Annotated in this window: 9 protein-coding genes; 3 read left to right on the forward strand and 6 right to left on the reverse strand. The window is 31.5% G+C overall.

The annotated features are described in order from the left end of the window. Nucleotides 1-26 precede the first annotated feature (26 nt). Complete coding sequence (locus tag PG912_RS08235; RefSeq protein WP_260585453.1) at nt 27-1,202, reverse strand: GlmU family protein; 1,176 nt, start codon at nt 1,200-1,202, stop codon at nt 27-29. A gap of 222 nt (nt 1,203-1,424) precedes the next feature. Between PG912_RS08235 and PG912_RS08240 the strand changes: the two genes are divergently transcribed. From PG912_RS08240 to PG912_RS08250, 3 genes are read left to right on the forward strand one after another with little or no spacing between them, the layout of a single operon-like run. Beyond that, nucleotides 1,425-1,811, forward strand: coding sequence for a 6-phosphogluconate dehydrogenase (locus tag PG912_RS08240; protein WP_260585452.1), 387 nt, complete (start codon nt 1,425-1,427; stop codon nt 1,809-1,811). Next, complete coding sequence (locus PG912_RS08245; protein WP_275687153.1) at nt 1,801-2,349, forward strand: acyl-CoA thioesterase; 549 nt, start codon at nt 1,801-1,803, stop codon at nt 2,347-2,349. Before PG912_RS08240 ends, PG912_RS08245 begins: the two co-directional genes overlap by 11 nt. Before the next feature lie 3 nt (nt 2,350-2,352). Then, nucleotides 2,353-3,045 (forward strand): cyclase family protein, encoded by a 693-nt coding sequence (locus PG912_RS08250; protein WP_275687154.1) that lies wholly within the window; start codon nt 2,353-2,355, stop codon nt 3,043-3,045. A gap of 58 nt (nt 3,046-3,103) precedes the next feature. On the opposite strand, the gene PG912_RS08255 is transcribed toward PG912_RS08250, so the two are convergent. From PG912_RS08255 to carB, 5 genes are all read right to left on the reverse strand, one after another. Continuing rightward, nucleotides 3,104-4,426, reverse strand: a complete 1,323-nt coding sequence (locus PG912_RS08255; protein ID WP_275687155.1) for a TolC family protein — start codon at nt 4,424-4,426, stop codon at nt 3,104-3,106. A gap of 15 nt (nt 4,427-4,441) precedes the next feature. After that, nucleotides 4,442-7,600: an efflux RND transporter permease subunit gene (locus tag PG912_RS08260; RefSeq protein ID WP_275687156.1), complete on the reverse strand. Its 3,159-nt coding sequence runs from the start codon at nt 7,598-7,600 to the stop codon at nt 4,442-4,444. A gap of 3 nt (nt 7,601-7,603) precedes the next feature. Further along, nucleotides 7,604-8,734: an efflux RND transporter periplasmic adaptor subunit gene (locus PG912_RS08265; RefSeq protein WP_275687157.1), complete on the reverse strand. Its 1,131-nt coding sequence runs from the start codon at nt 8,732-8,734 to the stop codon at nt 7,604-7,606. 30 nt (nt 8,735-8,764) lie between these two features. Beyond that, nucleotides 8,765-9,256, reverse strand: a complete 492-nt coding sequence (locus tag PG912_RS08270; RefSeq protein ID WP_275687158.1) for a MarR family winged helix-turn-helix transcriptional regulator — start codon at nt 9,254-9,256, stop codon at nt 8,765-8,767. 78 nt (nt 9,257-9,334) lie between these two features. Then, nucleotides 9,335-12,187, reverse strand: coding sequence for a carbamoyl-phosphate synthase large subunit (gene carB / locus PG912_RS08275; RefSeq protein WP_275687159.1), 2,853 nt, complete (start codon nt 12,185-12,187; stop codon nt 9,335-9,337). Between the last annotated feature and the right edge of the window lie 11 nt (nt 12,188-12,198).

A 12,198-nucleotide genomic window follows, 5' to 3' on the forward strand; every position in this document is an offset into this window, starting at 1 on the left:
AGACCACAATATTGTGATCCTTTTTACTAGTAGTTTCTATATTTTTTTGTTTCTTCAAAAACATGTTCAAGAATTTTCTTTTCTTTTTCATCGAACTCTATATTTCTCCTTTTCATTACTACCTCGGCTACTTCAAAAACTTTATTTGTTTTATATTCTGTAAAACCAGCTGCTCCTCCCCAACTATAAGAAGGTACAAAGTTCCTTGGAAAACCAGTACCAAAGATGTTCGCTGACACTCCTATAACTGTTCCTGTATTAAACATGGTATTGATTCCGCATTTAGAATGGTCTCCCATCATTAATCCACAAAATTGCAATCCTGTTTTAGCAAAACGTTCCGTTTCATAACTCCATAATTTTACTTCAGCATAATTATTTTTCAAATTAGAATTGTTAGTATCAGCACCTATATTACACCATTCACCAATCACTGAATTCCCTAAATACCCTTCATGCCCTTTACTAGAGTATCCCATTAAAACAGAGTTATTAACCTCACCTCCTATTTTACAATATGGTCCTAAAGTAGTTGCTCCGTAAACTTTTGCTCCCATTTTTAGCACTGATTTTTCACACATAGCTAATGCTCCTCTAACAAGAACACCTTCCATAATTTCAGCATCTTTACCTATATATATTGGTCCATTAGTAGCGTTTAAGGTTGCAAACGACAACTTTACTCCTTCTTCAATAAATATATCCTTTTTATTTATACAGTTAACTGTTTCTGGAATAGGCTCTGATGTTCTTCCTTCAGTAATTAAATCAAAATCAGCTCTAATTGCTTTATCATTTAATGAAAAAATATCCCATGTGTTTGTTATTTGAATTACTTCTCCCTCAAACTCTAATTGCTCATAAGATGCAAAATCTACCTTTTCTTGTGAATCAACCGTATAAAAAGCAATCACATCTTCGCCTTTAAAAATTGCTTGATTTTTAGTTAAACTTCTTACCATTTCAATTAATGGTTCAGTAGGTAAAAAAGAGGCATTTAACAACACGTTTTTTTCCATTTCAACCATCGGATATTTTTCTTCTAAATATTCTTCAGTTACAGTAGTGGTTGTTAAACCTAAGTGTTTTTCCCATTTTTCTCTAATTGTTAAAATACCTACTCTAATATCGGCAACAGGCTTAGTATATGTAAATGGTAATAATGCATTACGTACATCTCCATCAAATAAAATGTAATTCATCTTATGCTTTTAATTTTTACAAATATAAAATATTGCTATTTAATTATACACAGAACAAACGGCTATTATTTCATATTAAAACAGCTAAAAAACAATACAAATAGTATAAACGACTTAAAAACCCTCACAAACAACATTTAAATATATAACTTGCTTATACTTTTAACGCTTAACTATATACTATTTTTCTGCAAGTTTAAATATTAATATTACTTTTGTTTTATGAAAAAAATATTAGCATTTATTATTGGCGTTATCTTATTAATCGCTAGCTTATATTACGCATTTATATATTATGTTCCTTATAGCGAAGGTGTTCGTTCTGGTGAATTGATAAAAATTAGTTATAAAGGCGTACTTATAAAAACATGGGAAGGTGAAATTAGTCAAGGTATTTCTGGCTCGCAAATTTTTTCTTTTTCAGTTGAAGATCAAAAACAACAAGTAATTACCGATTTACAAAAATTTCAAGGTCGTTACGTAAAAGTTACCTACAAAGAACGTTACGACACTTTACTTTGGTTAGGAGATACCAAATATTTTATAACAAAGGTAGAAGAAGAGGTTTCACCACATTTTAGAGGATTAAAATCAGCAGATGAGCACTAAAAAACACAAACACGTAGCAGAAACATATATTACAATTTCTGAATTAATGCTTCCTTCGCATGCCAATTTTAGTGGTAAAATTCACGGAGGTTATATCTTATCATTATTAGATCAAATCGCTTTTGCTTGTGCTTCTAAACATTCTGGCGAGTATTGTGTTACTGCTTCGGTTGATACAGTAGATTTTTTGAGTCCGATTGAAGTTGGCGAATTAGTTACAATGAAAGCTTCTGTAAATTATACCGGACGAACTTCTATGGTTGTTGGTGTTCGTGTTGATGCCGAAAATATTAGAACAGGAGAAAAAAAACATTGTAATTCTTCTTACTTTACCATGGTTGCCAAAGATGATGAAGGAAAAAGTATTGAAGTTCCTGGTTTAATTGTAAAAAATGATATTGAGGTGAGTCGTTTTTTAAAAGCGATAAAACGTATTGAAATGAAAAATAAACGTCAAGATGAATTTGATAGTAAAGATTTTACCCCACATAACTATGTTAAAGAATTAGAAAATTATAATGTAAAAATTGAATTATAGTTTATGCCTGAAATTATTGATTTAAGTCAAGAAATATTTGAAGGAATGCCAGTTTATAAAAGTCTTCCTCAAGTAAAAATGACAGTTCATAACACGCACGAAGAATGGGACGGAATTAAAAACCCAACAACAAAAACTCCTGCGGTTTATAAACTAGAAATGGGCGAACATACCGGAACTCACGTAGATGCTTTAAACCATATGGAAGCCAAACATATTGGTAAATCTATTGACACAATGCCACTTTCTATGTTTTATACGGAAGGGATTTGTTTAGATTTCTCTCATAAAAACTTACAAGAGTTAATAACTTCAACTGAAGTAATAGACAAACTAAAAGAAAGTAATTTAACTATTAAAAAAGGTGATACCGTTCTTTTGTGTACCAACCATTATCAAAAACATTTTAATACTGAAAACTGGGGTAAAGGTCCAGGAATTACAGTAGAATGTGCTACTTGGTTAGGTGAACAAAAAATTGCCGCATTTGGTGTAGAAACAATGTCGCCAGGTATACCCAAGATATCAAATAAAGAAGTGCATCATATTTGTGGAAACATGGGGTTTACACATTATGAAAATATGATAAACCTTGATAAATTAATCGGAAGAGGACGATTTAGATTTATTGGTTTACCACTAAAAATAAGAGGTGGAACAGGTTCTCCTGTAAGAGCCATTGCTGTTTTTGAGTAATAAAAATCCGAAGTTAGCTAACTTCGGATTTTCATCTATTTATGTTAAAATTCTATTTCTAAAAGTTCTTATTGTCTAATAAACTTCCTGCTAATTGCAACAATTGTAATTCGGCATTTTTTGCAGTATATTTTGCATTACTTACACTTAATTCAGCATTTATTAAATTTACTTGTGCCTGACGAAAATCAATCGAAGTAACTTGTCCTAATTTATAACGTTCATTAGTTCTATCAAAATTAAGCTTATTAGTTATTACATTTTTTTCTTGAACTTGTAACGAAAATAAGGCATTTTGATAGGTTTCCCATGCATTGTTTACATCTCTTTCTAAACGCTCTTCTTGTTGTAATTTCTGAATTTCTTGTGTTTCTAACGCTATTTTAGCATTGGTAACATTGGTTTTGGTACGTCCACTATCAAAAATATTCCAAGACAAATTTACACCTGCATTTAATCCTTTTCTTGTATTAGAAATCGGACTAAAATCATTTACTGCATCGTTGTTACTTTTACTCCAAGCATACGAACTTGTTAAACCTACATTTGGCATCCAGCCCGCTTTATTAATCTTAATATCTAATTGTCGTAACTCAATGTTCTTTTTTGCTTGCAATAAATTCGCATTATTTGTTTTTGATTTTGCTAATACATCTGTTAAATTTAAATCAACCGTATAAGTAACATTTGTATTTACAATTACTGGCGTATTTACACTTCTACCTAAAACCACATTTAAATCTCTTTTTGAGTTTGCTAATTGTCTTTTTACATTTATGTAAGTAATGCTATCATTATTAACATCAACTTCAGCATTTAAAACATCTAATTTTGTGTTTTGACCGTAATCAAAACTATAAATAGCTCTTTGTAAACGTCTTTTAGAAATTGCTAACGTTTCTTTTTGCGCTGTTTCATTTTCTGTCAATCTACCTACTTCATAATACGCCAAAAATAATGTGGTTAAGGTGTTTTCAATTACTTGTCGTGCTTGTAATTCTGTTAAATTATACGATTCCTTTAAGCGTTTAAACGTGTTTTGCCTGTTAAATCCATTAAAAATAGTATAATTTAATCCTACAGATGCATTGTATCCTTTAGATTCTGCTCCGGTAACCGAGTTTATCGTTCCGTTTTTAAATTCATTATCAGAATCGTTGTTACTATAGGTGGCACCGGCGTTTCCTACTACCGTTGGCAAATAACCACTATTATAGATACTCTTATTATTTTTAGCTGTTTCTAAGTTGTTTTTAGTAACTCGTATGTCGTAATTATTTTCTAAGGTAATTTCTACCGCTTTTTCTTTTGATAATATCTCTTGTCCATAAAAAGAAACATTTACAAACAGGAATCCAATAATTAAATAGGTTGTTTTCATCTTTATTTTCTTTTACTACGCTTCTTCAGCATTTTCTGATTCTAGTTCTTTTATAGCTCTTTCTACCGATTCTCTTTTTGGCTTCTTACCTTCCCATAACCATTTTGTATATACTTTCGAATAATTAGCAATTGATAACAATACGGGTAAAGTTAATAAGGTTAAAAAAGTAGCAATCATAATTCCGTATGCGATAGAAATTGCCATCGGAATTAAAAATTGTGCTTGACGACTTGTTTCTAAAATTAAAGGCGCCAAACCAGCAACTGTAGTAATTGTTGTTAAGAAAATAGCTCTAAATCTAGATTTTCCTGCTGCAAATAAAGCTTCTTCAAACTCCATTCCTTCTTTTAGATAACTATTAAATTTACTTATTAGTACCAAGCCATCATTTACCATAATTCCTACCAAAGCTATAATTCCTAAAAGAGATAATATATTTACCGCAAAACCATGAAACCAATGCCCCCATGCAACTCCTATTAAACTAAAAGGCACCATAATTAGTAACATAAATGGCTGTCCGTACGATCTAAATGTAAATACAATTACAATATAAATCAGCAATAAAATTACAGGTCCTACCAATGCTGCCGAACTTGAAACTTTTGATGCTTCTCTATTCTGCCCTTCATACAATGCTGTTACCGATGGGTATTTTGCATTGATTTCAGGCATTATTCGAGCTTTAATATCATCTAAAACATCTGTAGCGCTTCCTTGCGCATCTTTCATATCAGCATCTACTTTAATTTCTCGTTGCCCTGCTATGTGGTTGATCGATATTTCTCCACGTTCAATTTTATAAGTTGCTATTTCCGATAATGGAATTCTATTACCAGTAGGTGTAGAGATTCGCATATCATCTAAATTTTTTATTGATGATCGTTCATTTTTATCATAACGAACCCAAACTTTAATTTCGTCTTGTCCTCTTTGGAAACGCTGCGCTTGTCTACCAAAAAAACCACTTCTAATTTGCGACATTACCTCATTTAAATTCAAGCCTAATAAATAAGCATTGTCTTTTAATTGTATATTAATTTCTTTGATTCCTTGCGGATCATTATCAGTTACATCTTTTAAATTTTGATTTTTATTTAACTCTGATTTTAATTCGGTTTTAGCCGCTTTTAACTCAGCGATATTGTTACTTAATAATGATACTGAAACCGGACTTCCACCAAAATTACCTCCCGAACCAAAAGTTAACGACTCTACACCATATATAGTTCCTACTCTTTTACGAATTTCGTTAGTAATTTCTCTAGAAGTAAAGGTTCTTGTTTCACCTGGTAATAAGTTTATTCTTAGTGATGCTTTTGCCGAACCTGGTCCAATTTGTTTCAAAACATTTTCAATTACGGGTTCCTCTGTAATTGCATATTTTTCTGTAAATTCTTTTTCAACTTCCCATGTTTTTTCTTCAATTACAGAAATAATACTATCTGTAATTTTTTCATTAGTTCCTTGTGGCATGGTTAAATTTACCGATACTCGATCACTCGCTATCGACGGAAAAAAAGTTCCTTTTATAATTCCTCCCTGAAATGCACCTATGGTAATCATAAATAAAGCAACCGGAATTACCAATCCAAAGAACTTATTATCTAAAACAAATCGTAATGCTGGTGCATATAATTTATCACGCATAAAATCCATAAAATCTTCTGCATATTTATTAAATGCATACAATTTCTGATTTCTATCTAATGCTTTTGAATGTGCAACGTGTGCTGGTAAAATAATTAATGCTTCTACCAACGAAAGGATTAAGGTAAGTGCAACCACAGTAGCTACTTCTCCAAAAAACTCTCCTATATTTCCTTCTAAGAAAAAGAATACCGAAAAGGCTAAAACCGTAGTGGTTATTGCCGATATAATTGGTGGCACCACTTCCATCGTACCGTCAATCGCAGCTCTAATCGGGTTTTTTCCTTTTTCATAATGATGATAAATATTTTCAGCAATTACAATTCCGTCATCTACTAAAATACCGATAACGATAATCATACCAAACAATGACAATACGTTTATAGTGATGTTAAAATATCCCGCCAACATAAACATTCCGAAAAATGCTACAGGCAAACCTGCTGCTACCCAAAATGCTAATCTCGGACGTAAAAACAACGATAAAAATAACATTACCAACAACATTCCTTGCCATGCATTTTTAAACAATAACTCGGTACGCTGATTTAAGGTTATTGATGAATCTCTTGTGATTTCAATCTTTATATTTTCATGTTCTTTATTAAACTTCTCTATATAAGTATTTATTTTTTTAGCTGAAGTTAATAAATCCTCGTTATTGGTGTTACTTACTTGTATTCGTACCGCTAAATTTCCGTTATAAAAATTCCTGTTCGGTGTTTCATTCCAAATATCTCTTACTGTAGCAACATCTTTTAACCTAATTATTGTTCCTGAAGCATCAGCTTTTACTACCAAATTATCTAACTCATCACCATAATACGAACGATTATTTGCACGGATTAAATACTCTTCTGCAACAGTTTTTACAGAACCACCTGATGTTAAAATATTTGCTGTAGAAACTGCTCTTGCAACATCATTAAATGTTAAATTGTATGCTCTTAAATCATTTTCTTTAACAGCTATTTCAATTTCTTCTGCTGGATATCCTGAAACCGAAATTTGAGAAATTCCGTCTATCCTACGGATATCATTTTCTATATCTCTTGCAATATTTTTTAATGATTTTAAAGGAACCTTATCTCCTGTAACCACAAAACTAATCGTTTCTGCAATTTTTTCAATTTTAGCAACTACCGCGGGCTCCATTCCCGACGGAAAATTAGGCACTTTATCTACTGCGTTTTTAACATCTGCTAAAACCACATTAATATCATAACCCTTTAATATTTCTACTGAAATGCTAGCTGAATTTTCTGATGATGTAGAAGTAACTCGATCTACCCCAACCAATCCTTTTAAATTATCTTCAATTTTTAACACCACTCCTTCTTCCATTTCTTGAGGAGAAGCTCCCGGATATGCTACGTTTATATTGATGAATTTAGCATCCGTTAACGGAAAAAAAGACGATTTTAAAGAAGAGAATCCAAAAGTTCCTAATACTACAAAGGCAATAATAATGATATTTACCGCCACTGGGTATTTTATAAAATATGCGATTACTTTTTTCATATCCTATTTTTTTGCAGTGTTAGTTGTTTCAGAAAATATTTTAACAGGCATCCCTACATACGCACCTGCAACCGGTTTGTAAACCAATTTCATACCATTATCTAAACCTTTTATTATGACCGTATTTTCGTTAAAATGCACAGTGTTAATTGCTATTAAATCTAATACATTATCTTTTATAACATATACGGCTTTGTTTTCAATCAATAATTTTCTATTTATTTCAATAGCCTCAGACATTTTTTTTACAGGCACATTTGCTTCCAAATACATTCCTTCTCTTAAATCCTTTCCTTTTACTTCTATAAAAACTTGAACGGTTTGGGTAGTTTGGTCTATTTTCCCGTTAATTCTAGCTACTTTTCCTGACCAATTTTTATTTTTCTCTAAATTTTGAAGCGTAACTATTTTTCCAACTTGTAAAATATCAGCAAAACCACCATTAACAGATAAAGCCAATTCGAAAACTGAAGTATCTATAAATTCTCCCATTTTCTGTCCAACTCTTACTAAAGTTCCGTTAGTTACCAAAGCTTCAGTAATTACACCACTAAAAGGAGCTCTAAGATTGTATTTTCCTAATCTCGCTTCTAAATTTTTTAAATTATAAAACGAGGTAAATATATTTTTACCCGTTATAAAATACTTTTCTTTGTCTGAGCTTGTTTTAGGAAGTGGTTGTACCGTTTTATTTATATCGTAGTTTTTTAAGTATGTATTCCATTTTTCAAAAGAAGCTGGATAATCCAATCGTAAATCTGGCATAATCGATGCTATCAAATTTTGTAATGAGCTTCTTTGAGATTGAATTGATGCATAAAACTCTTGACTATTAACACGTAACAATGTTTGCCCTTTTTTATAAGATACACCTGCTTTAAAAGCCTTTGATGTAGGACGTAAAACCCCCTGAACCTCTGAGTAGATATCTACTTTATTTTTAGCTTGCAAATTTCCGTTCGCAGTAATAGTAATAGCAACATCACCATTTTTAACTTCTTTAACAAAGACCGTTTTTTCTACTTTTGTAACCTTCTGTACAGGAATCTCTTTACTATCTTTTAAAAGATTAGAGATTACAAATGATAATCCAAGTACAACAACTCCAGCTCCTACAATGATTAATTTTCTCATGACTTATATATTTAGTTGCAATTACAACTTTTAACTAGTTTTAGTTTTTAAATTTTCTTGTATTTTTTTGATAACACTTATTGTTTGTGTAATTTCTTCTTCGGATATATTTTCTTGTAATGATGTTACAAATTGCTCCATTAACGGCAGTGTTTCTTTAAATAAACTCTCCCCTTTTTTAGTAATATGAATATTATTAATTCGCCTATCTAATTTAGACGGAATTCTAGCTACTAAAGCTTTTTTTTCCATCGTATTTACCAACCTAGTCAACGATGTCTTATCCCTGCCTGTTAAAAATGCTAATTCCTGTTGTGCTACACCGTCTTTTTCTTGTACTTTTTTTAAAAAAACCCATTGTATTTTTGTCAAACAAATATTATGTTCATAAAACAGGTCGTGAACATGATTTTCAATCATTTTCATAGTTTTTCCCAACCAAGGTGCTATTGTATTTTCAATCCCCATATTTATCTTTACTATTGAATACAAAATTAACGTAAAAACATTATTTAGTTGCATATACAACTGGTTAATTTCTTGTTAAAAAAAAGCCTATCAATAATTATTGATAGGCTTTTAAATTTATTTTGACAAAACTTACTTTGTTAAATACATTTTACGTCTTGAATACAAATCGTAAAACTGATCATCTTTTAAATCATCAATAAACAGAATACTTTCTCCTGTCGATTTCATTTCAGGTCCTAATTGTTTGTTTACATTCGGAAATTTATTGAATGAAAATACAGGTTGTTTTATTGCATAACCATCTAACTGAGGATTAAAATCAAAATCTGTTACTTTCTTTTCTCCTAACATTACCTTAGTCGCATAATTTACATAAGGCTGTTTATAAGCTTTTGCTATAAAAGGAACTGTACGTGATGCTCTTGGATTTGCTTCAATAATATAAACAATATCGTTTTTAATTGCAAACTGAACGTTAATCAAACCAACTGTTTTCAATTCTAAAGCGATTGTTTTTGTATGATCTTTTATTTGCTGCAATACTAAATCACCTAAATTAAAGGCTGGTAATGTTGCATTTGAATCTCCAGAGTGCACTCCACAAGGCTCAATATGCTCCATAATCCCGATAATTTGCACGTTTTCACCATCACAAATTGCATCTGCTTCTGCCTCAATGGCTCCATCTAAATAATGGTCTAATAATAATTTATTACCAGGCATTCTTCTTAATAAATCAACAACATGCTCTATTAATTCTTCTTTGTTGATAACAATTTTCATTCCTTGTCCTCCTAAAACATAAGAAGGTCTTACTAAAATCGGAAAATCTAATTCATCTGCCAAAGCCAAAGCTTCATCCGCAGTTTCTGCAATTCCGAATTCTGGATACGGAATATTATTGTTTTTTAACAAGTCTGAAAAACTTCCTCTATCTTCTGCTAAATCTAAGGCTTCAAAAGAGGTTCCTAAAATTTTAATTCCGTATTTCGTTAACTTTTCTGCTAACTTTAAAGCAGTTTGCCCTCCTAATTGAACAATAACTCCTTCTGGTTTTTCATGTTTGATGATATCATAAATATGCTCCCAAAAAACAGGTTCGAAGTATAATTTATCTGCGGTATCAAAATCGGTAGAGACCGTTTCTGGATTACAGTTAATCATAATCGTTTCGTAACCACATTCTGCAGCTGCTAAAATACCATGAACACAACAATAATCAAATTCAATTCCTTGTCCGATTCGGTTTGGTCCTGAACCTAAAACTATAATTTTCTTTTTTGGTGTAACTTCACTTTCGTTAGCTATAACTGTTTCACCTTCTTTAGTTACAATATCACTTTCGAAAGTTGAATAATAATACGGAGTTTTTGCTTTAAATTCTGCCGCACAAGTATCTACTAACTTATAAACTCTATTAATATTTAACTCTTCTCTTTTCTTATATACTTCACTTTCTAAACATTGTAACATATGTGCAATCTGACGATCTCCATATCCTTTCTGTTTTGCTTCTAATAACAAATCTCTATCAAGTGTATCAACACTGAATTTAGATATTTCTTTTTCTATTTCGTGTAATTCTTCATATTGTTTTAAGAACCACATATCAATCTGCGTAATTTCGTGGATTTTACTCAACGGAATTCCCATTTTAATAGCATCATAAATAATAAAAACACGATCCCAAGATGCGTAAGTTAATTTCTCTATAATTTCTTCGTAATTCTTATTTTCTTTTCCATCAGCACCTAAACCATTACGTTTAATTTCAAGAGATTGTGTTGCTTTATGTAATGCTTCTTGAAACGAACGTCCAATTCCCATTACTTCACCAACAGATTTCATTTGTAAACCTAAAGTTCTGTCTGAACCTTCGAATTTATCGAAGTTCCAACGTGGAATCTTTACAATAACGTAATCTAACGTTGGCTCAAATAATGCTGATGTAGATTTTGTAATTTGATTATCTAATTCATCTAAATGATAACCCAAAGCTAATTTAGCGGCAATTTTCGCAATCGGATATCCAGTTGCTTTACTTGCTAAAGCAGAAGAACGCGATACACGTGGATTAATTTCAATTGCTATTATGTCTTCTTTTTCATCAGGAGAAATCGCAAATTGAACGTTACATCCACCAGCAAAATCACCAATATTACGCATCATATGAATTGCCATATCACGCATTTTTTGGAATGTTTTATCAGAAAGTGTCATTGCTGGAGCTACCGTAATAGAATCTCCTGTGTGAATTCCGATCGGATCCATATTTTCAATAGAACAAATAATAACTACATTATCATTCGCGTCTCTTAATAATTCTAACTCGTATTCTTTCCAACCGATAAGTGCTTTATCAATCATTACCTCATGAATAGGAGAAACTTCTAATCCGCGAGTTAACAAAGCATCAAAGTCTTCTTCTTTATAAACAAAAGAAGCTCCTTCACCACCTAAAGTAAAGGATGCTCTAATAATTAAAGGAAATCCAAATTCTTGTGCAATTTCTTTTCCTTTTAAGAAAGAAGTAGCTGTCGCTTGAGGTGCCATTGGAATACCAATATCTATCATCAAGTTTCTAAACTTCTCACGATCTTCTGTAATATTAATAGCATCAATATTAACACCAATAATTTCTACTCCAAAATCTTTCCAAATTCCTTTTTCGTCAGCTTCAATACATAAATTTAATGCTGTTTGACCACCCATTGTTGGTAAAACGGCATCAATTTCTGGATGCTCTTTTAAAATTTGAATTAACGATTTTGTATTTAAAGGCAAAAGATAAACATGATCGGCCATTGTAGGGTCGGTCATGATTGTTGCTGGGTTCGAATTGATTAAAACAGTTTCAATTCCGTCTTCGCGTAAAGAACGCAAAGCTTGCGTTCCAGAATAATCAAACTCACAGGCTTGTCCAATAACAATTGGTCCTGATCCGATTATTAAAATAGATTTAAGGTTTTGATTTTTAGGCATCTTAATTGTTG

The sequence above is a fragment of the Tenacibaculum retecalamus genome (assembly GCF_027941755.1).
Classification (GTDB): Bacteria; Bacteroidota; Bacteroidia; order Flavobacteriales; family Flavobacteriaceae; genus Polaribacter; species Polaribacter haliotis_B.

Excerpts from the sequence above, each read along its gene's own strand:
- PG912_RS08235 (WP_260585453.1), bottom strand. The coding sequence starts at position 1,202 with ATGAATTACATTTTATTTGATGGAGATGTACGTAATGCATTATTACCA.
- PG912_RS08245 (WP_275687153.1), top strand. The coding sequence starts at position 1,801 with ATGAGCACTAAAAAACACAAACACGTAGCAGAAACATATATTACAATT.
- PG912_RS08265 (WP_275687157.1), bottom strand. The coding sequence starts at position 8,734 with ATGAGAAAATTAATCATTGTAGGAGCTGGAGTTGTTGTACTTGGATTA.
- PG912_RS08255 (WP_275687155.1), bottom strand. The coding sequence starts at position 4,426 with ATGAAAACAACCTATTTAATTATTGGATTCCTGTTTGTAAATGTTTCT.
- PG912_RS08260 (WP_275687156.1), bottom strand. The coding sequence starts at position 7,600 with ATGAAAAAAGTAATCGCATATTTTATAAAATACCCAGTGGCGGTAAAT.
- PG912_RS08250 (WP_275687154.1), top strand. The coding sequence starts at position 2,353 with ATGCCTGAAATTATTGATTTAAGTCAAGAAATATTTGAAGGAATGCCA.
- PG912_RS08270 (WP_275687158.1), bottom strand. The coding sequence starts at position 9,256 with ATGCAACTAAATAATGTTTTTACGTTAATTTTGTATTCAATAGTAAAG.
- carB (WP_275687159.1), bottom strand. The coding sequence starts at position 12,187 with ATGCCTAAAAATCAAAACCTTAAATCTATTTTAATAATCGGATCAGGA.
- PG912_RS08240 (WP_260585452.1), top strand. The coding sequence starts at position 1,425 with ATGAAAAAAATATTAGCATTTATTATTGGCGTTATCTTATTAATCGCT.